The 23021-nt window shown below is 51.6% G+C and carries 23 protein-coding genes; 7 read left to right on the forward strand and 16 right to left on the reverse strand.

Translation table 11 applies throughout. The features are described 5' to 3' along the window. Positions 1–375: 375 nt before the first annotated feature. Positions 376–2037: a sensor histidine kinase DpiB gene (gene dpiB, locus OGV75_RS11510; RefSeq protein WP_046274583.1), complete on the forward strand. Its 1662-nt coding sequence runs from the start codon at positions 376–378 to the stop codon at positions 2035–2037. Continuing rightward, complete coding sequence (gene dpiA / locus OGV75_RS11515; RefSeq protein ID WP_016152226.1) at positions 2006–2686, forward strand: two-component response regulator DpiA; 681 nt, start codon at positions 2006–2008, stop codon at positions 2684–2686. Before dpiB ends, dpiA begins: the two co-directional genes overlap by 32 nt. A 149-nt stretch (positions 2687–2835) precedes the next feature. Here dpiA and dcuC read toward each other — a convergent pair whose 3' ends face one another. Continuing rightward, a complete protein-coding gene (dcuC, locus tag OGV75_RS11520; RefSeq protein ID WP_016152227.1) occupies positions 2836–4218 on the reverse strand; it encodes an anaerobic C4-dicarboxylate transporter DcuC in 1383 nt (460 codons plus the stop codon). A 451-nt stretch (positions 4219–4669) separates the two neighbouring features. Here dcuC and pagP point away from each other — a divergent pair, with 451 nt between their 5' ends. Continuing rightward, positions 4670–5233, forward strand: coding sequence for a lipid IV(A) palmitoyltransferase PagP (pagP, locus tag OGV75_RS11525; protein WP_353622580.1), 564 nt, complete (start codon positions 4670–4672; stop codon positions 5231–5233). A 189-nt stretch (positions 5234–5422) separates the two neighbouring features. Continuing rightward, the gene (cspE, locus tag OGV75_RS11530; protein WP_000034825.1) at positions 5423–5632 is read left to right on the forward strand and encodes a transcription antiterminator/RNA stability regulator CspE; all 210 of its coding nucleotides are present in this window, start codon (positions 5423–5425) and stop codon (positions 5630–5632) included. A 51-nt stretch (positions 5633–5683) separates the two neighbouring features. On the opposite strand, the gene crcB is transcribed toward cspE, so the two are convergent. Further along, positions 5684–6067 (reverse strand): fluoride efflux transporter CrcB, encoded by a 384-nt coding sequence (gene crcB, locus OGV75_RS11535; RefSeq protein WP_003831281.1) that lies wholly within the window; start codon positions 6065–6067, stop codon positions 5684–5686. 90 nt (positions 6068–6157) lie between these two features. On the opposite strand from crcB, the gene OGV75_RS11540 reads away from it, so the two are divergent. Beyond that, complete coding sequence (locus tag OGV75_RS11540; protein WP_286480687.1) at positions 6158–6946, forward strand: deaminated glutathione amidase; 789 nt, start codon at positions 6158–6160, stop codon at positions 6944–6946. Between the two features lie 128 nt (positions 6947–7074). Then, complete coding sequence (tatE, locus tag OGV75_RS11545) at positions 7075–7278, forward strand: twin-arginine translocase subunit TatE (protein WP_016152230.1); 204 nt, start codon at positions 7075–7077, stop codon at positions 7276–7278. A 77-nt stretch (positions 7279–7355) separates the two neighbouring features. On the opposite strand, the gene lipA is transcribed toward tatE, so the two are convergent. The 10 genes from lipA to OGV75_RS11595 form a co-directional block, all read right to left on the reverse strand. After that, positions 7356–8321 carry a lipoyl synthase gene (lipA, locus tag OGV75_RS11550; RefSeq protein WP_003022702.1) on the reverse strand — a complete coding sequence of 322 codons (966 nt, stop codon included), beginning with the start codon at positions 8319–8321 and terminating at the stop codon, positions 7356–7358. A 206-nt stretch (positions 8322–8527) separates the two neighbouring features. Next, the gene (gene lipB / locus OGV75_RS11555; RefSeq protein WP_049269751.1) at positions 8528–9169 is read right to left on the reverse strand and encodes a lipoyl(octanoyl) transferase LipB; all 642 of its coding nucleotides are present in this window, start codon (positions 9167–9169) and stop codon (positions 8528–8530) included. Between the two features lie 96 nt (positions 9170–9265). Continuing rightward, positions 9266–9529 carry a DUF493 family protein YbeD gene (gene ybeD / locus OGV75_RS11560; RefSeq protein WP_003022706.1) on the reverse strand — a complete coding sequence of 88 codons (264 nt, stop codon included), beginning with the start codon at positions 9527–9529 and terminating at the stop codon, positions 9266–9268. Between the two features lie 106 nt (positions 9530–9635). Further along, entirely contained in the window at positions 9636–10847 is a 1212-nt protein-coding gene (dacA, locus tag OGV75_RS11565) for a D-alanyl-D-alanine carboxypeptidase DacA (RefSeq protein WP_003022711.1), read from the reverse strand. 142 nt (positions 10848–10989) lie between these two features. Further along, positions 10990–12099: an endolytic peptidoglycan transglycosylase RlpA gene (rlpA, locus tag OGV75_RS11570; RefSeq protein ID WP_286480688.1), complete on the reverse strand. Its 1110-nt coding sequence runs from the start codon at positions 12097–12099 to the stop codon at positions 10990–10992. A gap of 10 nt (positions 12100–12109) precedes the next feature. Continuing rightward, positions 12110–13222, reverse strand: a complete 1113-nt coding sequence (gene mrdB / locus OGV75_RS11575; protein ID WP_006685529.1) for a peptidoglycan glycosyltransferase MrdB — start codon at positions 13220–13222, stop codon at positions 12110–12112. A gap of 2 nt (positions 13223–13224) precedes the next feature. Continuing rightward, positions 13225–15126: a peptidoglycan DD-transpeptidase MrdA gene (mrdA, locus tag OGV75_RS11580; protein ID WP_016152233.1), complete on the reverse strand. Its 1902-nt coding sequence runs from the start codon at positions 15124–15126 to the stop codon at positions 13225–13227. Between the two features lie 30 nt (positions 15127–15156). Next, positions 15157–15624 carry a 23S rRNA (pseudouridine(1915)-N(3))-methyltransferase RlmH gene (gene rlmH, locus OGV75_RS11585; RefSeq protein WP_003022725.1) on the reverse strand — a complete coding sequence of 156 codons (468 nt, stop codon included), beginning with the start codon at positions 15622–15624 and terminating at the stop codon, positions 15157–15159. Between the two features lie 3 nt (positions 15625–15627). Further along, on the reverse strand, positions 15628–15945 hold the full coding sequence (gene rsfS / locus OGV75_RS11590; RefSeq protein ID WP_200010817.1) for a ribosome silencing factor: 318 nt from the start codon (positions 15943–15945) through the stop codon (positions 15628–15630). Between the two features lie 254 nt (positions 15946–16199). After that, positions 16200–16811 (reverse strand): adenosylcobalamin/alpha-ribazole phosphatase, encoded by a 612-nt coding sequence (locus OGV75_RS11595; protein ID WP_046274589.1) that lies wholly within the window; start codon positions 16809–16811, stop codon positions 16200–16202. 96 nt (positions 16812–16907) lie between these two features. Between OGV75_RS11595 and cobD the strand changes: the two genes are divergently transcribed. Then, the gene (gene cobD / locus OGV75_RS11600; RefSeq protein ID WP_286480690.1) at positions 16908–18002 is read left to right on the forward strand and encodes a threonine-phosphate decarboxylase CobD; all 1095 of its coding nucleotides are present in this window, start codon (positions 16908–16910) and stop codon (positions 18000–18002) included. Here cobD and nadD read toward each other — a convergent pair. The 4 genes from nadD to leuS are packed head-to-tail and all read right to left on the reverse strand — an operon-like array spanning position 17977 to position 22841. Beyond that, on the reverse strand, positions 17977–18618 hold the full coding sequence (nadD, locus tag OGV75_RS11605; protein WP_087121840.1) for a nicotinate-nucleotide adenylyltransferase: 642 nt from the start codon (positions 18616–18618) through the stop codon (positions 17977–17979). The two genes, cobD and nadD, sit on opposite strands and share 26 nt — an antisense overlap. 1 nt (position 18619) lies before the next feature. Further along, positions 18620–19651, reverse strand: coding sequence for a DNA polymerase III subunit delta (gene holA, locus OGV75_RS11610; RefSeq protein WP_016152237.1), 1032 nt, complete (start codon positions 19649–19651; stop codon positions 18620–18622). Continuing rightward, positions 19651–20244 (reverse strand): LPS assembly lipoprotein LptE, encoded by a 594-nt coding sequence (lptE, locus tag OGV75_RS11615; RefSeq protein WP_181546041.1) that lies wholly within the window; start codon positions 20242–20244, stop codon positions 19651–19653. The genes holA and lptE overlap by 1 nt, the downstream gene beginning before the upstream one ends. Before the next feature lie 14 nt (positions 20245–20258). Then, a complete protein-coding gene (gene leuS, locus OGV75_RS11620) occupies positions 20259–22841 on the reverse strand; it encodes a leucine--tRNA ligase (protein ID WP_049040670.1) in 2583 nt (860 codons plus the stop codon). Between the last annotated feature and the right edge of the window lie 180 nt (positions 22842–23021).

Consider the following 23021-nt stretch of genomic DNA (forward strand, 5'->3'; position numbering starts at 1 on the left):
CGATGCTATATTTGTTACTGGGTTTCTGTTTTTGTTGCTCTGTTTAGCAACCTGATAACTTCTTGTTTGCAATTGAAGGGAATGTTTTTTTATTACGGAGTATTTCTTTTTTTCCCTGCTGCATACATCGTAAGGAGTATTTTGGAGGTAATTTTTGATTTATTTCACAATAAGTTAGAAGGTTTTAATGTGTTTTATGGTTTTAAGTTTTTTAATTAATTTAACTCCGAAATAGCGTGTGGTTTTAATTTGTTTAATTGATTTAAGGTGGGGAATCTGCAACGATCCTGTTTTATACCGCGACTTGCAAATAAAACATTTTTATTACAACTACAATGAGAAATAAGTTTCGGGTATCGTCGCTGAGGAAGAAATATGGCAGAGCAGAAAAATAAAACACGGTTTCCTTTTTTTCGCAGTCTGGCGTTTCCATTGCGTATCTTTCTGCTTATTTTGGTCGTTTCTGTTTTTATTATCGCCGCGTTAGCACAATACTTTACCGCCAGTTTTGAAGATTATCTGGCAACGCATGTCCGCGATATGGCGATGAACCAGGCCAAAATCATCGCCTCTAACGACAGTATCATCGCGGCGGTGAAGCATCGTGATTACAAGCGTCTGGCGACCATTGCCGACAAACTGCAGAGCGGGACTGACTTCGACTATGTGGTGATCGGGGATACCAACTCTGTCCGCCTTTACCACCCAAATCCGGAAAAAATTGGCTACCCGATGCAGTTCACCAAACCCGGCGCGCTGGAAAGAGGGGAAAGTTACTTTATTACCGGCAAAGGGTCCATTGGGATGGCGATGCGCGCCAAAACGCCCATCTTTGATGACGATGGCAAAATCATTGGCGTGGTCTCAATTGGCTATCTGATCAGTAAAATCGATAGCTGGCGATCGGACTTTTTACTCCCAATGGCAGGGGTGTTTATCCTGCTGTTGCTGGTACTTATGCTGCTCTCCTGGTTATTTGCCGCCCATATTCGCCGGCAGATGTTGGGGATGGAGCCTAAGCAAATCGCGCGGGTAGTGCGTCAGCAGGAAGCGCTATTCAGCTCGGTATATGAAGGTTTGATCGCCGTGGACCCTGATGGGTATATCACCGCAATAAACCGCAGCGCGAGGAAAATGCTGGGGCTGTCTTCGCCAGGGCGAAAGTGGCTTGGAAAACCGGTTAGTGAAGTGGTTCAGCCGACTGACTTTTTCACCCAGCAGATTGCGGAAAAACGACAGGACGCGATGGTGAACTTTAATGGCCTGAGCGTTATCGCTAACCGTGAGGCGATTCGCTCCGGCGATGAACTGCTTGGGGCAATCATCAGTTTTCGTAGTAAAGATGAAATTGCTACTCTTAATGCGCAATTAACGCAGATCAAACAGTATGTAGAGAGCCTGAGAACGCTGCGTCATGAACACCTTAACTGGATGTCGACCATTAATGGCCTGCTGCAAATGAAAGAGTATGACCGGGTGCTGGCAATGGTGCAGGGGGAGTCGCAGGCGCAACAGCAACTGATTGACAGCCTGCGCGGCGCGTTTGCCGATCGTCAGGTAGCCGGTCTGTTGTTTGGCAAGGTGCAGCGTGCGCGTGAACTGGGCCTCACTATGACTATCGTTCCTGGCAGTCAACTGCATCAACTCCCTGAGGGGCTGGATAGCACAGAGTTTGCAGCAATTGTTGGCAATCTGCTTGATAATGCATTTGAAGCGAGCTTGCGCACCCAGCAAGGCAACAAGATCGTCGAACTCTATTTGAGCGATGAAGGGGATGACGTGATCATCGAAGTTGCCGATCAGGGATGCGGTGTACCGGAAGCATTGCGTGAAAAAATATTTGAACAGGGTGTGAGCACCCGTACCGATGAACCAGGTGAACATGGCATCGGTTTGTATCTGATTGCAAGTTATGTGAGGCGCTGTAACGGGGTGATTACACTCGAAGATAACTCCCCCTGCGGCACCTTATTTTCTTTATTTCTTCCGAAAGTGAAAAAAAATAATGACGGAACCATTAACGCTATTGATCGTTGAGGATGAAACGCTACTGGCGGAAATGCATGCTGAATATATCCGCCATATACCCGGCTTCAGCCAGATTTGGCTGGCGGGTAATCTTGCGCAAGCGAGGATGATGATTGAGCGTTTTAAGCCCGGTTTGATTCTGCTCGATAACTACTTGCCGGACGGCAAGGGAATTACGTTGTTGCATGAGCTAACCCAGACGCGTTATCCGGGGGGCGTGGTGTTTACCACGGCGGCCAGCGACATGGAAACGGTCTCCGAGGCCGTGCGCAGCGGCGCGTTTGATTATCTGGTCAAACCCATTGCCTACGAGCGCCTGGGACAGACGCTGACGCGTTATCAACAGCGCAGACGCATGTTGGCCGGTAATGACAGCGCCAGTCAAAAGCAGATTGATGAAATGTTTAATGCTTATGCGCGCGGCGAACCGAAAGGCGATTTGCCGACCGGAATTGATGCGTTAACGCTGAATGCGGTGTTGAAATTATTTGCCGATCCGACGGTACATCATACTGCGGAAACGATCGCCCAGGCGCTCACTATCAGCCGTACCACCTCCAGGCGCTACCTGGAGTACTGTGCCAGCCGTCATTTGATTATTGCGGAGATTATTCACGGTAAGGTGGGGAGGCCGCAGCGTATTTATCACGGCGGATAATTCACGTCATCCTTGAAGCTGCCTCTTTGTGGGCTGCGTGAAGAAACCCCAGTCACATAATTATCTATGGTACTGGGGATGTCTTCACTTGCCGCCTTGATGCAGCTTAAATGATTTTGCGTATCAAGGTCAGATACTGACAGTTATCGTTAACCGCCAATCAGGGCGGACGTCGCCGGCACCATCACTTCAGTTGCGATAATCACAACCAGCAGTCCAACCAGTACCGGAACCGAGGTACGTTTCACTACTTCGAACGGAGAGATCTTTGCCATCCCTGCGACAGCGACAACCACACCGGAGACCGGAGAGATTGTGCGTCCAAGGTTTGATGCCTGCAGCATCGGGATAGCAAGGTAAGCCGGGTTAATGCCAGAAGAGTGCGCCAGTTTCGGGATCATCTCAACGAAGGCATAGAACGGTGCGTTACCGGACCCCGTGGTCATTGCCGCCAGCATAGTCAGGATCACCAGTACCAGCATCAGAATAATGCTCGCGGAGCCAAACGAGGTGGCGATAGAAATCAGACTCTGAATAAAGCCGATTGTGCTCAGACCCTGGGCAAAAACGCCCGCCGCGACTAACAGCATCACCACGTTAGCAAAGGCATCCGCCATACCACGGTAGGCGACTTCCAGACCCGAGAAAACCTTCTGGGTGTTGAATCCTCGTACGAACTCCAGTACAGCAGCGATGAGCATGCACAGCACCAGAATTGTAATGATATGCAGCTGTGGGCCCCATTTTCCATCGAAAATCAGGACGCCAACGATCGGGGTAAATGGCAAGATGGCGTAAAACGACGGGGCGGTAGTGGTAATTTCAGCCACATCTAACATTTCATGAGAAATGTTCTCTTTTTTATCCAGATAACGCTGCCAGAAAAAGTGGGCAATCGCCATAGCAATGATGGCGGCAATGGAAATTGGCAGCGTGGTTTTAAACGCGAAATCGATCAGCGGCATTTCCGCGGCTTTTGCAGCCAGCACTACATCACCGGATGTTGGCGAAAGAATAATAGCGGCTGGGGAGGCGCAAATGGCCGCTGCGGCGCCACGGCTAATCCCAACGTTAACCATGACCGGGAACAATGTCGCCATCAGCAATACGCCCAGACCGGTTGCTGAAGAGACCGCCAGGGACATCAGGCAGGCGACAAAATAGGCGGCAATCATAAGCAGATAAGGTGAATTGATATACTGCAGCGGCTTAGAGGCCAGCTTAACCACCATATCATTCGCGCCAATATGCGTCATGTAGGCGGCAAAACCACACAGCATCATAATCATCATGCCGAGATCGCCGCCACGGCTCATCAGCAAAATTTTAATATATTCAACAATGTCTGTTGCCGTATAGCCCGTCGTTGCCGCGCTAGACGGCAAAACTTTATGGCCCATCAACGCACTGATAATCAGCAAAACCAGACCGCCGACAAACAGTACGCCTGTCGCGGAATAACCTTTAATGATGTAGCGCGCTACACCCACAATAACCACAACTCCAATAAGGAGTTCAATAAATGTCAACATTGTTTCCCCTGTCGCATTGCTGCCCAGAAAGTTAAAAAACTAAAAAAAGTAAAAAGTGGTGACAGAATGTGCCTAATAAACCGATAACTCTTGCTGATTGAAATCAATAAAAATACGGATTCAAGCGATGGCTAAGCCGTTTTTTCAGCATCGCGATTAAAAAAAGAATATCACAATAAAAAACTGTGAAGCGCAGCGTTGGTGTGTGTGTTTTGTGGTGACATTGATGCTTTATTGTTAATTTATTGTGATGTTATTTAACTCTCGCCGCAGGAAAGCACAATTTATTGGCAATAAAGAGAAAATAGTTCCTATGAAATGGCTCAGTAAATAAAGGGGTAGGTTATAGGCTGAGGAATATTCTGATTTTTTATTTGCGCATTTTTGTTAAGCTGACATTAAGGTTGGGTTTGCTAAAATTAATAATAAATCCCAGGATGGTAATTAAGTTGTGATTTTCGCTAAACGATATTTTCTCATTTTTTCATTTATTTTTATTCAGTTAGCTTTCACTTCCCAGGCTGCTGCTGAAGATAAAGGCTGGTTTGCTACTTTTAAAGATAATGTCAGTGAAACCTGGCAGCAGCCGGAATATTATGATCTGTATGTACCTGCTATTACCTGGCATGCGCGTTTTGCCTACGATAAAGAAAAAACGGATCGCTACAATGAACGGCCGTGGGGTGCAGGATTTGGTCAATCCCGTTGGGATGATAAAGGTAACTGGCACGGACTTTATATCATGGCGTTTAAGGATTCCTACAATAAATGGGAACCCATTGGCGGCTATGGCTGGGAAAAAACCTGGCGACCGCTGGCTGATGAAAACTTCCATACAGGTCTCGGCTTTACCGCCGGTTTCACCGCGCGTGATAACTGGAACTACATTCCGGTACCGGTGCTGTTACCGCTGGCATCAATTGGTTATGGTCCGGCAACGTTTCAGATGACCTACATTCCTGGAACGTATAACAACGGCAACGTCTACTTTGCGTGGATGCGGTTCCAGTTTTGATGGACTACCTGTATTGTCAGGTGGTTTATTGGAAAGCCTTTTAAAAACATAGTGATAGGAAATTTAACTGAAAAATAACGCGACATTTATCACTTTTTGATAAAGTTCGACTGGACAAAGTGCACCACAATTGTTGTACTGATACCCGACACAGCATTTGTGTCTATTTTTCATGTAAAGGTAATTTTGATGTCTAAGATTAAAGGTAACGTTAAGTGGTTTAATGAGTCCAAAGGATTCGGTTTCATTACTCCGGAAGATGGCAGCAAAGATGTGTTCGTACACTTCTCTGCAATCCAGACCAATGGTTTTAAAACTCTGGCTGAAGGTCAGCGTGTAGAGTTCGAAATCACTAACGGTGCCAAAGGCCCTTCTGCTGCAAACGTAATCGCTCTGTAAGCATACGACAGCAAGCATTCAAAACCCGCTTAATTGCGGGTTTTTTTCGCTTCAATGTGCGGGAGAAGCAGATACCAACCAGAATGCCAGGGCGGTCATCGCGAATGATCCCAACAGATTAACCAGTACATTCACCATAGCCCAACCAAAGCGTCCTTCCTGCAGTAAAAACACTACCTCAGCAGAGAAAGTGGAAAACGTTGTCAGTCCCCCGCAAAAGCCAGTAGTAATCAGCACTTTCCACATTGGGTCAATATTTGTCATGCGATTAAACCATGCCAGACCCATACCAATGATAAATGCGCCAAGTAAGTTTGCAGCCAGCGTACCGAATGGAATGGCCTGATGCAGCGGGTTAAACCGCATACTCAACATCCATCTTGCTACGCTACCTGTGCCACCACCGATAAAAACCGCTAAAAGGAGTTGTAACACTGCGTAATCCTGCTATTTGATTGTATAGAGGGTGAGTGTAACGCTGAATAATTGTTGTTGGCGAGCTTAACAAAGTTTTCTGGAGGGAATATGTTCGTTGCAGCAGGGCAATTTGCCGTGGGACCTTCATGGGAAAAAAATGCAGAAACCTGCGCCTTACTGATGTCTCAGGCTGTTGGAGAGGGGGCGTCGCTACTGGTATTACCGGAGGCATTGTTGGCGCGTGACGATTTAGACCCTGACCTGTCAGTGAAATCAGCTCAGCTTTTGGAAGGCGGGTTTCTGACGCATTTGTTGCGAGAAAGCGCACAAAATGAGATGACGACAATCCTGACGATTCATGTTCCCTCTGTGCCAGGCCGGGCATTTAACATGCTGGTGGCGCTACGGGCTGGTCGGGTAGTGGCCCATTACGCTAAATTACATCTCTATGACGCCTTTTCGATTCAGGAGTCACGTAATGTCGATGCAGGGGACGCCATAGCGCCGCTGCTGGACGTAGGCGGATTAAAAGTAGGGCTAATGACCTGCTATGACCTGCGCTTCCCTGAGCTGGCGCTGGCGCATGCGTTGCAGGGGGCTGAGATTCTCGTTTTACCTGCGGCTTGGGTGCGGGGATCGTTAAAAGAGCATCATTGGGCCACGCTTTTGGCGGCAAGAGCGCTGGATGCCACGTGTTATCTGGTTGCGGCTGGAGAATGCGGTAACAAGAATATCGGCCAAAGCCGGGTCATCGATCCCTTTGGCGTGACTATTGCGGCGGCGGCTGAAACGCCCGCGCTCATTATGGCCGAGGTTTCCGCCGAGCGGGTAAGGCAGGTCAGGGCACAACTTCCGGTGTTAAGTAACCGACGCTTTGCGCCACCGCAATTATTATGACGTTTTTTTAAACAAGGCTTGATTCACCTTGTTACAGATTGCTATTGTGTGCGCGCGTCGAAAGGCCGTTAATATTCTCAGGTTAATATGGCGCTTTATGTAGCCTGGTTTAAGTCAAGAAGGTATCTATGGGTGAGATTAGTATTACCAAACTGCTGGTGGTTGCCGCACTGGTTGTTCTGCTGTTTGGTACCAAGAAGTTACGTACTCTGGGTGGAGACCTGGGGACGGCAATCAAGGGCTTCAAGAAAGCAATGAACGACGATAATGCCGATGCCAAGAAAGAGGCTGATGGTAGCGTTCAGGCTGAGAAGCTTTCTCATAAAGAGTAATACTGCAAACTCTGCATGAAAAAAAACCGGCGATTTGCCGGTTTTTTATTGCTGATATGTAAGTGAGTATTACACGATTACTTCACTTCCAGCCCTTTGGCCTGCATGTCAGCATGGTATGAAGAGCGCACGAATGGACCGCAAGCAGCGTGGGTAAAGCCCATAGCCATGGCTTCTGCTTTCATCTCATCGAACTCATCCGGGCTTACATAGCGTTGAACCGGTAGGTGATGGCGGCTTGGCTGTAAATACTGCCCCAGCGTCAGCATGGTCACGCCATGGCTACGCAGGTCGCGCATGACCTCAATGATTTCAGCATTGGTTTCACCCAGACCCACCATCAGACCCGATTTGGTCGGAATCTCCGGGTGCGCTTCCTTGAAGCGTTCCAGAAGCTTCAGCGACCAGTTGTAGTCAGCCCCAGGGCGTACATTACGATAAATACGCGGTACGTTTTCGAGGTTGTGGTTAAACACGTCCGGCGGCGTGGCTGTGAGGATATCCAGCGCGCGATCCATACGGCCACGGAAGTCAGGCACCAGCGTTTCGATTTTAATCGACGGGCTTTTCTCACGAATCGCGGTGATGCAGTCAGCAAAGTGCTGAGCGCCGCCGTCACGCAGATCGTCGCGGTCAACGGAGGTAATCACGACATAGCGCAGCGCCATGTCCGCAATCGTCTGAGCCAGTTTTAACGGCTCGTTGGCGTCAGGAGCAACCGGACGGCCATGGGCAACGTCACAGAATGGGCAACGGCGAGTACAAATTGCGCCGAGGATCATAAAGGTTGCTGTTCCGTGATTGAAACATTCAGCCAGGTTAGGGCAGGAAGCTTCTTCGCAGACAGAGTGCAGGCCATTTTTGCGCATTGCCGCTTTGATGCCCTGGATGCGAGTGGAGTCCGCTGGCAGTTTTATTTTCATCCATTCCGGTTTACGCAGCAGGGCTTCACGCTCTGTTGCCACATTTTTTACCGGGATAAGAGCCATCTTATCGGCATCGCGGTATTTAACACCGCGTTCCATCACAATGGGTTTACTCATAGCTTGCGTGTTCCAGTTGCGAATTACGAAGGAAAGCGTTTCAATTCAAAGGAATGTTGCATTTATCAACTATTTTTGAATTAGTGATACGCAGTATATCATTGAAACGGGCCAGAAAGCAGCCTGACAGGCTGGCAAAATGTAAAATAGTTGTTGTTTTGTGCCATTTGCCACAACATATGCCGTGGCAAAGTATGACCGTATTTTCAGTCCGCGATGTACTCGTGCGGTGGGTTACCCAACAGCGCGAAGATGTTGGCCAGCAGGCGGGGGCGAATGCTCTCGGTCGTGGCTGTGCTATCCCACTGCGATACTTTCGCCATCTCCATTCCGGCATAACCGCAAGGATTGATTCGCAGGAAAGGTGACAAGTCCATATCCACGTTGAGCGCTAAGCCGTGAAATGAACATCCTTTACGGATACGTAATCCCAAAGAGCAGATTTTCTTCTCACCCACGTATACGCCAGGCGCATCGGCTCGCGGGTGGGCGTCAATGCCGATTTCGGCAAGGGTATTCACGACGGTTTGCTCCAGCAGCGTAACCAGTTCGCGCACGCCAAGTTTACGACGCTTCAGGTTCAACAGCACATACATGACCTGTTGGCCTGGCCCGTGGTAGGTCACCTGACCGCCACGATCGCTCTGGATCACCGGAATATCTCCCGGCATCAATACGTGCTCAGCTTTACCTGCCTGACCCTGGGTGAAGACAGGATAATGCTCTACCAGCCAGATTTCATCATGACTGTTTTCATTACGGGTATCGGTAAATTCATGCATGGCCAGAGAGACTGGCTCGTAAGGTTGAAGACCGAGCTGGCGGACCAGAATTTTATCCTGATACAAAACGGCATCTCCGTAGAGAATGTTAAAGAGGGGAAAAGTATATCACAGGGGGGAGGGGTTACCCGAGCGGGGATGCAGCGGGTAACCGACAGGTTTTTACAGCACCATGCGTACGATATCGATATTGCCTAATTCTTCGTACAGCGTTTCAACCTGCTCAATGTGTGTAGCAGTGATGGTGATTGAGACCGAGTGGTAGTTGCCTTTGCTGCTCGGTTTTACCGTCGGAGAGTAATCACCTGGCGCATGGCGCTGTACCACTTCAACCACCTGATCAACCAGCTCAGGCAACGCCTGCCCCATTACTTTGTAAGTAAATGGAGTAGGGAATTCAAGCAGTTCGTTAAGTTTGGTTTTCATGTCAGCTCCGGCGTTACATCAAAAAATAATAACTCCCACTGCGCGTGGGAGTTATCTGGATACCTAGTATATGGGGACGTAAATCACACTTTCAAGTGTTCGATTTTTAGCCAAACCAGTGATGGAACATTAATTTAATGTAATCAATGATTTTCCCAAAGAAGTTGCCCTCAGGGATTTCTTGCAGCACCACCAGCGGGCGCTGTTCAATGGTTTTGCCATCCAACTGGAAGTTGATAGTGCCGACAACCTGGTTTTTCTGCAGCGGGGCGTGCAGTTCAGTGGTGTTCAACACATAGCTGGCTTTCAGGTCTTTCATACGGCCGCGCGGAATGGTCAGGTAGACGTCTTTATCAACGCCTAACGACGCACGATCGGTGTTACCAAACCAGGCGGGTTCAGAGGCAAATTCTTTACCCACTTTCAACGGGTTCACGGTTTCAAAGAAACGGAAGCCCCAGGTCAGCAGTTTTTTACTTTCGGTTTCTCGGCCTTTATAGGTGCGACCACCCATAACGGCGGAGATCAGACGCATCTGGCCTTCGGTTGCGGATGCAACGAGGTTATAGCCAGCCTTATCGGTGTGACCGGTTTTGATACCGTCGACATTCAGGCTGTTATCCCACAGCAGGCCGTTGCGGTTTAACTGACGAATGCCGTTAAAGGTGAACTCTTTTTCTTTATAGATAGAGTATTCGTTAGGCACGTCGCGAATCAGAGCCTGACCAATCATCGCCATGTCGCGAGCCGAGCTGTACTGACCGTCAGCATCGAGACCATGAACGGTCTGGAAGTGGGTGTTTTTCAGGCCCAGCGCATTCACATAGCTGTTCATCAGGCCGACGAAAGCATCCTGGCTACCGGCTGCGAAGTCTGCCATCGCCACGCACGCGTCGTTTCCGGATTGCAGGTTAATACCACGGATCAGCTGAGAAACAGGAACCTGCATGCCTGGCTTGAGGAACATCAGCGATGAACCTTTGAAGACCGGGTTGCCCGTAGCCCATGCGTCATTGCCGACGGTGACCAGATCGGTTTCTTTGAATTTCCCGGCTTTCATCGCCTGGCCGATGACGTAGCTGGTCATCATTTTGGTCAGGCTGGCGGGGTCGCGGCGAGTGTCTGCGTTCTGTTCTGCCAGAACTTTACCTGAATTGTAATCAATCAGGATATACGACTCCGCATCGATCTGCGGAACACCCGGGATCATGGTTTTAATATTCAGGTCATCGGCATGGGCAGCAGAGAGAGAGGCTGCGCAGAGAGCCGCGGTGAGCGCCATACGCTGCACGAAACGAGCGGAAAAAGTGGTCTTCATGGTCTGAACTACGACGTCCGTGATGAAATTTAAAAAAGTGCCCTACTATAGCAAATGCATAACTGGCAGGCATCTGACTTTCCGCGTGACTTTGTTAATGTCATTTACAGAAACTGACAGTTCAGATACCTGATTTACGTTATTACACGCCGGTGATGAAGGACTGTAATTGCGCCTCGGATTGAAGACGCTGCTGCAATGTGGAGGCTTCGGCTTTGCTGGCAAACGGCCCCATCTGGATACGCCAGACTGCGCCGTTTTGTACCACCCGGCCAGGAACGCCAAACTGCTGGCTTAAACGCTTTTGATACTGCTGCGCGCGCGACTGCTCGCTGACTGCGCCAACCTGAACCACATAGCGTCCGTTGGCAGTTGCCGCAGGCGCAGGGGCTGTGACGGCTGCTGGTGTTGTTGCCGGCGGGGTTGACGTGACCGGTGCGGTGGTTGTCGATTGCGGCGCCGGAGTCGGCTCGCTGCTTTCCAGCACGCCTGATGCGAGCGTGGTTGGCGCACCGAGGAATCCACTGCTGTTTACTGGCGCACCGGTTGGGTCATCGCTTTTCAGCGTGGAATTACTGATCGGACGAATATCGCCTTGCGGCTGACCTGCATCTGATGGCGAAGGCATGCTTCCCATATTGCCGCCACCGCTTAAATCAGGACGCGCAGGCAAGGCATAAGTTTGTTTCGCGACAGTGGTACAAGCCATACCCGGTCCGGACAATGAACCATCCTGGGCGACGATGATTGGGTCGATACGCACTTTAGTATTGTTGGAGGTGTTCAGACGATCGGCTGCGGCACGCGAAAGTGAAATCACGCGATCGTTGCCATAAGGTCCGCGATCGTTAATGCGCACGACGATCATCCTGCCGTTCGCCAGATTGGTAATTCTGGCATAGCTGGGGACTGGCAGCGTCGGATGCGCAGCGGTCAGCTGCATCGGATCGAACGCTTCGCCAGACGCGGTTAAGTTGCTTCCTGGTTCCGCATCATAGATAGCGGCAAGTCCGGCCTGGCTAAAGCGGGAGGGATCCTGCACGATTTTGTAGCTTTTACCATCACGCTGGTAGTCCTGATTCGCCGTTGGGTTCAGGGGTTCAAAGCGCGGATCGGCCCCGCTGATTTCAACAATCGGACCATTACACACCGCAGGCTGCGGCGCGACAGCAACCTGTTGCTGACCATCATCACTCGAACACGCCGCGAGCATTCCTGCTGCGATGCAGATACCAAGCCACTGCTTACGCATTGCGTACCCCTTACACGCTTTTCGACAACATTTTTCTATGGGTGTGGATCGACATAACAATCCCGAACCCGGCCATCAGCACGATAAGTGCCGAGCCTCCGTAACTGACCAGTGGGAGTGGAACCCCAACCACGGGCAGAATACCGCTCACCATACCAATATTTACGAAGACATAAACGAATAATATCAACATTAAGCCACCCGCCATGACGCGACCAAAGGTGGTTTGCGCGCGGGCAGCGATCCATAATCCGCGCATAATCAGCAAAATGTAGAGCGTCAACAGAATCAAGATCCCCACCAGACCCAGCTCTTCCGCTAAGACAGCAAAGATAAAGTCGGTGTGGCGTTCGGGTAAAAACTCAAGCTGCGACTGAGTACCATGCAGCCATCCTTTGCCGCGTAACCCGCCGGAGCCAATAGCAATTTTAGACTGAATTATGTGATAACCCGCGCCCAGCGGATCGGTTTCCGGGTCGAGCAGCATCATGACGCGCTGACGCTGGTAATCATGCATCAAGAAGAACCACAGTATCGGGATAAACGCCGCGACCAGAACCACCGCAACGCCGATTAAGCGCCAGCTCAAACCAGAAAGGAACAAGACAAACAGACCGGAAAGGGCGACCAGAATTGAAGTGCCGAGATCAGGTTGGGCGGCGACCAACAGCGTGGGCATAAAAATCAGCACCAGCGCAATGGCGGTATTTTTTAGCGATGGTGGGCAAACGTCACGGTTAATAAAGCGCGCAACCATCAGCGGCACGGCGATTTTGGCAATTTCAGAAGGCTGAAAACGCACGATACCCAAATCCAGCCAGCGCTGCGCACCTTTGGAAATGGCGCCGAAGGCGTCTACCGCCACCAACAGAATGATGCAAAAGATATAGAGATAGGGCGCCCAGCCCTCATACACCCGGGGGGGAATTTGCGCCATCACTACCATGATGACCAGGCCCATTGCGATCTGGCCGACTTTGCGCTCCATCATGCCAATATCCTGGCCGCTGGCGCTCCAGATGACCAGTGAGCTGTAAACCAGCAGAGCCAGCAAAATAAGCAACATTGTGGGATCGATGTGGATTTTGTCCCAGAATGTTTTTTTGTTCGGATTATCCGTCACGATTATTGGTCCTCCGCTGCTGCAACCGCTGGGTTTTCCGCAGGCAGATTGGTGTTGTTGTCGCCCAACATAATATGGTCAAGGATCTGGCGCATAATGGTACCCACTGCCGGACCCGCACCGCCGTTTTCAAGGATCATGGCGACAGCGACCTGGGGTTTATCATAGGGGGCGAAGGCCGTCATCAGCTTGTGGTCACGTAAACGCTCGGCGATCTTATGTGCGTTATAGGTTTCATTAGCTTTCAGGCCAAAGACCTGCGCGGTACCGGATTTCGCCGCAATTTTGTAAGGCGCGCCAGCAAAATACTTATGCGCAGTTCCGTTAGGGCGGTTCGCAACACCGTACATACCGTCTTTCGCGATTTCCCAGTAACCAGAATGAATATCGCCAACGGGCGGTTCGTGCGGCTGTACCCACGGCACCTGCTTGCCGTTTTCTGCCGTGCTCATCAACAGATGCGGGACTTTTATCAAACCGTCGTTGATAAGGATCATCAGCGCTTTACTCATCTGGATTGGGGTTGCTGTCCAGTAACCCTGGCCGATGCCGACGGGAATGGTATCACCCTGATACCATGGCTTTTTAAACCGTTTTTGCTTCCACTCGCGGGTTGGCATATTGCCGGAGCGCTCTTCGGCAAGATCGATGCCCGTATATTTGCCGTAGCCAAATTTGCTCATCCACTCTGAAAGCCGGTCAATCCCCATATCATAGGCGATTTGATAGAAAAACGTATCCGCGGACTCTTCCAGTGAGCGGGTGATGTTCAGATGGCCGTGCCCCCACTTTTTCCAGTCGCGGTAACGTTTTTCAGAGCCCGGTAGCTGCCACCAGCCCGGATCGAACAGGCCGGTATTGCGGGTGATGACGCCTGCGCTTAACGCAGAAACCGCAACGTAAGGTTTAACCGTCGAAGCAGGGGGGTAAACACCCTGTGTGGCGCGGTTAACCAAGGGGGTGTTCGGGTCATTGAGCAACCCGGAGTAATCTTTACTGGAGATACCATCCACGAACAGATTCGGGTCATAGCTCGGCATAGATACCAGCGCCAGAACGCCACCGGTACGCGGGTCGGTAACCACCACGGCGGCACGACTGCCCGCCAGCAGCGTTTCAATATACTGCTGGAGTTTCAAATCAAGGGTGAGATAGATATCGTGCCCGGCCTGCGGCGCCACTTCTTTCAGCTGGCGAATGACGCGGCCGCGGTTGTTCACTTCTACTTCTTCATACCCGGTTTGGCCGTGAAGCACGTCCTCATAATAGCGTTCAATACCCAGCTTGCCGATGTCATGCGTTGCCGCGTAGTTAGCCAGCTTGCCGTCTTTGTCCAGGCGGTCTACGTCTTTATCGTTGATCTTCGATACGTAGCCAATTACGTGGGTCAGCGCAGAGCCGTATGGGTAATAGCGGCGTTTATAGCCTTTAACTTCGACGCCTGGAAAGCGATATTGATTCACGGCAAAGCGTGCGACCTGAACTTCAGTCAGGTTGGTTTTTACCGGAATTGAGGTGAAACGGTGTGAACGGGCGCGCTCTTTTTTAAAGGCAGCAATATCGTCGTCCGTCAGGTCTACGACGTTACGCAGCGCGTCGAGGGTATCCTGAATGTTGTCTACCTTTTCCGGCATCATTTCTATCTGATAAATGGTGCGGTTAAGGGCGAGAGGAATTCCGTTGCGGTCATAAATGATGCCGCGACTCGGCGCGATAGGCACCAGTTTGATGCGGTTTTCGTTCGAACGGGTCTGATAATCAGTGAAGCGAACGATTTGCAGATTATAAAGGTTGGCGATCAGCACGCCGGTTAGCAGCAAAATCCCCAAAAAAGCGACCAGCGCCCGGCGCACAAACAGCGCGGACTCAGCCGAATAGTCGCGAAAAGAATTCTGTAGTTTCATCCGCTGCTTAATCTACTCAAGAATCAATGATCACTCACGGTGATAAGGATGGTTGGTGGTAATGCTCCACGCCCTGTACAGACTCTCCGCAACCAGAACCCGAACAAGAGGGTGTGGAAGGGTTAATGCAGAGAGTGACCAGCTTTGTTCCGCTGCGGCTTTACAGGCAGGAGAGAGACCTTCAGGCCCGCCAATTAACAGGCTGACGTCACGACCGTCCAGTTTCCAGCGCTCCAGTTCGGTCGCCAGCTGCGGCGTGTCCCAGGGTTTACCCGGGATATCAAGGGTGACGATGCGGTTTTTGCCTGCGGCAGCCAGCATCTGCTCACCCTCTTTGTCGAGAATGCGTTTGATGTCCGCGTTCTTGCCGCGCTTTCCTGCCGGGATTTCGATCAGCTCAAAGGGCATATCTTTCGGAAACCGACGGAGATACTCGGTAAATCCGGTTTGTACCCAGTCAGGCATTTTCGTACCCACAGCGACAAGTTGCAGCTTCACGCATTAACTCCAGAGTTTTTCCAGTTCATACAGGCGACGACTATCTTCCTGCATCACGTGGACAATCACATCGCCGAGGTCAACGACGATCCAGTCAGCGACATTCTCGCCTTCCACGCCGAGCGGCAGCAGGCCAGCAGTGCGGGACTCCTGAACCACGTGGTCTGCAATAGACATAACGTGACGGCTGGATGTACCGGTGCAGATAATCATGCAATCAGTGATGCTGGATTTGCCCTGAACGTCTAAGGCGATGATGTCTTGACCTTTCAGGTCATCAATTTTGTCGATTACAAAATCCTGGAGTGCTTTACCCTGCAAGTGTTCCCCCTGGGTGAAAAGAGTTAAAAACGTCTGTTAGTATACCTGAACCAGAGGCGATATCGGGACAAATGTCTCCGAATGCGCTTGTGAAGTGCGCTATCATCCCACCCCACGCCACAGAATGCATCGCCATTTTTGTAAAACAATTTCTGCAAAGCTCTGAAGGGCGGGAAAAGTCAGGCTGCGGAGAATAACAGCCTGTCATGGGGTGTCAATGGGAGAGAGGCCCTTCGGCATAAAAAACAGCGCTTTCACTCCCCGTCGCGCCATACGGCCCGGCTGTTAAGCACTTTCAGAACCGCAAAATCGTCACAAAAATCAATTGCGCTCCAGCAGCCTTGTTCGACGCGGAAATGCCACATTGCCGCAGCGGGCATGGACAGCAGACGGGCGATCAACACGCTCAGCACGCCTTGATGACTCACCACCAGCAGATTTTGGCACGCTTTATAATCAGCAAGCTGGGCAATGAAACGTTCCACTCGCTGGGAAAACGCCTGAAAACCTTCGCCATTGGTGGGCGTCGCATTCTGCCAGTCGTTACACCACACGGCGTAATTTTCGGCGTCTTCGCGCGCCAGATCGCGATGGTGACGCATTTCCCAGTCACCAAAAAACATCTCATTAAGCTCAGGCATGTTGCGCACAGGAACTTCACGTTCTGCCAGAATCAACTGCGTTGTATGGCGGGCGCGTTCCAGTTCGCTGCACAGAACGTTGTCGACAGGGACATTGCGTAACAGCGTACCCAGCGTTTGCGCCTGAGCGATCCCCCGTTCCGTTAGCGGTGTGGGGGCGTGGCCGCTATATAAACCAGCGACATTGGCTTCGGTTTCGCCATGACGTACTAACCAGAGTCTCATGTTTTCCTCGTGAGGCTATTCGCACAAAATATGATGTTTGCCCTGATTGCGCAGTGATTTTTCACTAAAATACCCTTTTTTACGTGGAGCGGCACGATGTCTTTATTGAAGAGCGCACATGGCGGTAACACCCGAGAAGCCGCCGAATTGTTGGGCATCTTGCCTGAGCAGTTGCTGGATTTTAGCGCGAATATTAACCCGCTGGGTATGCCAGTAAGTTTAAAACGGGCGATTATCGACAATCTGGACTGCACGGAGCGTTACCCGGATGTCGATTACGCGCAACTGCATGCCGCGCTGGCGGAGCATCATCAAATTCCGTCCTCGTGGATCCTGGCCGGGAACGGTGAAACCGAATCCATTTTTACCCTGGTGCATGGCCTGAAGCCACGCCACGCGATGATTGTGACGCCCGGGTTTGCGGAATATCGTCGGGCGCTGCAATGGGGAGACTGTACGATCCATGAGTTTGCGCTGTGCGAAGAGGATGGCTGGCAGCTTACCGATGCGATCCTCGATGCGTTAACGCCTGAGCTGGACTGCCTGTTTCTCTGTACGCCCAATAATCCCACCGGGTTGTTGCCCGAAACCCGCCTGCTGCGTGAAATTGCCACGCGTTGCGAGTCGCTGGGGATCGCCCTGATCCTTGATGAAGCGTTTATCGATTTTATTGCCAAGGAGTCGGGGTTTATCCCGTTACTGCACAAGAACCCGCATATTTGGGTGCTGCGTTCGCTCACCAAGTTTTATGCGATCCCGGGACTGCGCCTGGGGTATCTGGTCAACAGTAACGAACAGGCGGTTGCACAGATGCGCAACCAACAAATGCCGTGGTCAATTAATGCGTTTGCTGCCCTGGCAGGCGAGATTATCTTACGCGATAGCGCATATCAGCGGGCGACGTGGAAATGGCTGGAACAAGAGGGGGAGCGGTTTGATCAACAACTGCAAGATCTGCCCGGCCTGACGGCGTATCCCGGCCGGGCAAATTATCGTTTATTACGCTGCGATCGTGCGGATATGGATCTGCAACTTGCGTTGCTGAAACAACATGTCTTGATTCGCAGTTGCGCCAATTATCCGGGGCTGGATGCGCGCTATTATCGGGTAGCCGTTCGCAGCCAGGAAGAGAATAACCGCCTGCTGACGGCCTTACGCAAGGCGCTTAGCGGTACAGTCCCTGTTGATTGATATAGTCAAGCACCGCGTCTGGCATCAGGTCGTCGCACGGCTCGCCCTTTTCCAGGCGCTCACGGATGAGCGTGGCGGAGATGTTAAACCACGGCGTTTCGGCCAGGTAAATCTTCCCGCAAGGCAGGTTGTGCAGGTCATCTGCTGAATGGGTCAGATGATCCTCCAGCCATTGCTGGTGTTTTTCCTGCGCCATTTCGAGTGGATAGCCCGGACGTCGGCACACGATGAGGTGGGTATTACCCAGAATCGTGTGGTAGTCATGCCAGGAAGGGAAGGTAAGCAGCGAATCCTGACCAATGATAAACGCTAACGGCACGTTTGGGCCTTGCTCCTCGCGCCACTCTTTTAGCGTTTGCGCGGTGTAGGAGGCGGTATCGCGTTTCAGTTCGCGTTCATCCAGGGAAAATAGCGGTTTATCAGCAATGGCCAGTTCAACCATACGCTTACGTTGCTCACCGGACGCTTCGGGCTGCGCACGATGTGGCGGCACGTTATTGGGCATGATGATGACCCGGGAAAGGCCAATCAGATTCGCCAGAATTTCAACCGGTTTAAGATGACCGTAATGCACCGGATCAAAGGTGCCACCGAACAAAGCCTGCAATGATTTCATATCAACCATCAATAAAAACATCGGCCAGCGATTTATGACAGAGCAAAAGGGAAAGCCCCTCAAGTTCCGCCCACACTGACTGACCATAGTCTTGTTTAAGCGTAATTTCCGTACGCGTTAAAAGCGTCACAGCCTGACGCAGTTGCGCCGGGTTCAGCCGGTTTAACGCATCTCCCATCATGCCCCGGCGATTTTGCCACACCCGGTGTTTATCAAACAACGTGCGCAAAGGCGTATGGGCCGACTGCCTTTTCAAGTTAACCAGCAACAGCAACTCACGCTGGATCGTACGCAGCAAAATAACCGGCTCGCTACCTTCCAGGCGTAGCTGCTGCAGAATGTGCAGCGCGCGTTTGCTTTTGCCCATCAGCAGCGCGTCTACCCAGTGGAATGGGGTAAAGTGCGCGGCATCGTTAACCGCTTTCTCTACGCGAGGCAGCGTTAACTTGCCGTCAGGCCAAAGCAACGCTAATCGTTCCAGCGCTTGCGCCAGTGCTAACAAATTACCTTCATAGCAATAGCACAAAAGCTGATTGGCCGCGTCATCCAGTTGCAGGTTGTTAAGTTTCGCCCTGGCGGCAACCCAGCGAGGAAGCTGTGCTTGTTCCGGCGTCTGGCAGCTTACCTGAACCGCATTATTTGCAAGCCCCGTATACCATGCGGCGTTTTCCTGTGCCCTGGTGAGTTTGTTGCCGCGAACAATCAGCAGCAGGTCGTTATGTAGCAGTGTGACGAGTGAAGCGAGCTGTTCGTTAATGGCAACATTAGGGCCATTTTCAGGCAACTGCAGAAGCAGGGTTTGACGGCTGGCAAACAGGCTCATCGCCTGGCAGAGTGAAAAAATCTCTCCCCAGTCGGTGCTGTTGTCCAGAGTGAAGGCGTGGTGTTCTTCGAATCCTTGTGTTGCGGCAGCCTGACGGATGGCATCCTGGCTTTCCTGCAATAAGAGGGGATCGTTGCCCAAGAGTAAATACGCCGCGCGCAGCCCTTCATTGAGCTGTGCGCGGAGTTGTTCAGGGTACAACTTGAGCATCAGTTACCCAGCGTGGTGGAGACACGCGCCGGAGATGACGCAGGCGCTGCGGTTTTATTCACCGCAGGCTCAGCATCAGCATTGGATGACTGAGTATCGGCCAGATGTACGCTTGGCAGCTTACGAATCAACTGTTCAGCCGCTTTGTCATACATCTCTTTTATGATCATGTCCTGCTCGTTATCCTTCGCCAGTGCAGCCTGTGGGTTGTCAAAGAACGAACGATAAACTTTGGCGCTGATTGGATAAATATCATGACCTGGAATCAGCACAGTAGCCCTTACGGACATCACCATCTGGTATTCAGCCGTTTGACCGTTCTGGAATACCGATGCCGTATCCTGCGAAATGCTGACCGCACCCAGACGTAAGGACGTCACATCTTTACGCATGGTACCGTCTTCAAGCAGCGTAACACCGTTCAGACGCAGCTGATTACGCACCGCGCGGCTTAACGGGCCGTTCGGATCGCCAGAGTTCAGGATCATGGTTTTCATTGAGGGTGGAACCTGCGTAGTGTTACGCAGATGCCAACCACACCCGGCGGTGACAAGCACCGCCAGCGATAACAACAATGTTGTCAGAAGTCGCACGCTTCCTCCCGCGCTTAGCCAACGACCAGATTGAGGAGTTTACCCGGTACATAAATCACTTTACGTACGGTAACGCCATCAAGATATTTTGCCACCAGATGCTCCTGGCCAGCACGTTCACGAACCTGCTCTTCAGTGGCGTTTACCGGAACGGTGATTTTGCCACGTACTTTGCCGTTTACCTGAACCACAACCAGCGTTGAGTCTTCAACCATTGCTGCTTCGTCCGCCACCGGCCACGGCGCGTTGTCGATATCGCCTTCGCCTTTCAGCGCCTGCCACAGGGTGAAGCAAACGTGTGGGGTGAACGGGTTAAGCATGCGTACAACAGCCAGCAATGCTTCCTGCATCAGGGCTCTGTCCTGCTCGTCTGCCTGCGGTGCTTTCGCCAGCTTGTTCATCAGCTCCATAATCGCCGCAATCGCGGTGTTAAAGGTCTGACGACGACCGATATCATCGGTGACTTTAGCAATGGTTTTATGCACGTCGCGACGCAGCGCTTTTTGATCTTCGCTCAACACATCAACGTTCAGGGCAGCAACATCTCCCTGGGACGTATGTTCGTAAACCAGTTTCCAGACACGTTTCAGGAAGCGGTTCGCCCCTTCAACGCCGGACTCCTGCCATTCCAGCGTCATATCAGCCGGAGAAGCGAACATCATGAACAGACGTACGGTGTCGGCGCCGTAGCGTTCAACCATGACCTGCGGGTCGATACCGTTATTTTTCGACTTGGACATCTTGCTCATGCCGGTATACACGAGTTCATGGCCTTCTGCGTCCTTAGCCTTAACGATGCGACCTTTTTCGTCACGCTCAACGATGGCATCAACCGGAGAAACCCAGTTACGTTCGCCGTTGGCGCCAACGTAGTAGAACGCATCGGCCAGAACCATCCCCTGACACAGCAGCTGTTTAGCCGGTTCATCAGAGTTGACCATGCCTGCGTCGCGCATCAGTTTGTGGAAGAAGCGGAAGTAGAGCAGGTGCATGATGGCGTGTTCAATACCGCCAATGTAGATATCAACTGGCAGCCAGTAGTTCGCCGCGTCGGAATCCAGCATACCTTCCTGATACTGCGGGCAGGTGTAGCGCGCGTAGTACCAGGACGACTCCATAAAGGTATCGAAGGTGTCAGTTTCGCGCAGCGCAGGCATACCGTTAACGGTGGTTTTCGCCCACTCTGGATCGGCTTTGATTGGGCTGGTAATGCCGTCCATGACTACGTCTTCCGGCAAAATAACCGGCAGTTGGTCTTCTGGCGTTGGCAGGACGGTACCGTCTTCCAGCGTCACCATCGGAATCGGCGCGCCCCAGTAACGCTGACGGGAAACACCCCAGTCACGCAGACGATAGTTAACTTTACGCTCACCCACGCCTTTAGCTACCAGCTTGTCAGCAATAGCGTTGAAGGCCGCTTCGAAGTCGAGGCCGTCAAACTCACCGGAGTTAAACAGCACGCCTTTTTCGGTCAGCGCTTGTTCAGACAGATCCGGCTCTGCGCCTTCAGCAGTCAGAATTACCGGCTTGATGGTCAGGCCATATTTGGTCGCAAATTCGTAATCGCGCTGATCGTGACCCGGAACGGCCATAACTGCGCCTGTACCGTATTCCATCAGCACGAAGTTTGCCGCCCAAACCGGGATCTCTTCGCCAGTCAGCGGGTGAACGGCTTTGAAACCAGTGTCGACGCCTTTCTTCTCCATGGTCGCCATTTCGGCTTCAGCAACCTTGGTGTTGCGGCATTCGTCAATGAAGGCAGCCAGTTCTGGGTTATTTTCAGCGGCTTTCTGCGCCAGCGGATGACCTGCAGCAACGGCCAGGTAGGTCGCACCCATAAAGGTGTCCGGGCGTGTGGTGTAGACGGTCAGCGTGTTGTCGTAATCGTTCACATCGAAGGTGATTTCCACGCCTTCAGAGCGGCCAATCCAGTTGCGCTGCATCGTTTTCACGGTGTCTGGCCAGTGATCCAGGTTATCCAGGTCGCGCAACAGTTCGTCAGCGTAAGCGGTGATTTTGATGAACCACTGCGGGATCTCTTTACGCTCAACTTTGGTGTCGCAACGCCAGCAGCAGCCGTCGATAACCTGTTCGTTCGCCAGTACGGTCTGGTCGTTCGGGCACCAGTTAACGGCAGACGTTTTCTTGTACACCAGCCCTTTTTTGTACAGCTCGGTGAAGAACTTCTGTTCCCAGCGGTAGTATTCCGGGGTGCAGGTTGCCAGCTCACGGCTCCAGTCGTAACCGAAACCCAGCATTTTGAGCTGGTTTTTCATGTAAGCGATGTTGTCGTACGTCCAAGGCGCGGGGGCGGTATTGTTTTTGACCGCTGCACCTTCGGCAGGCAGGCCGAACGCATCCCAGCCAATTGGCTGAAGTACGTTTTTGCCCAGCATGCGCTGATAGCGGGCAATCACGTCGCCGATGGTGTAGTTACGGACGTGGCCCATGTGTAGTCGACCAGAAGGATAGGGAAGCATAGACAGGCAGTAATACTTCTCTTTGCTCTCGTCTTCGGTAACTTCAAATGTGCGCTTCTCATCCCAGTGAAGCTGTACTTTGGATTCTATCTCTTCCGGGCGGTATTGCTCTTGCATGGCAGCCAGTGGTCCTGTTTTCAATACAGCTACAAACGTAGCTCTAGATGTGGTGTTTTAGATCCGCATAGCATAGCCCAAACGCCCGCGCCAAAACAGCCTTTCGCGCATTCAACGTTGAATTCCCGTAAGGATAATTCTTGCACGAATTTACACACTCTGTGGACAGTCTTGCAAAGC

This window comes from Citrobacter sp. Cb028 (genome assembly GCF_030336705.1).
GTDB classification, from domain to species: domain Bacteria; phylum Pseudomonadota; class Gammaproteobacteria; order Enterobacterales; family Enterobacteriaceae; genus Citrobacter; species Citrobacter braakii.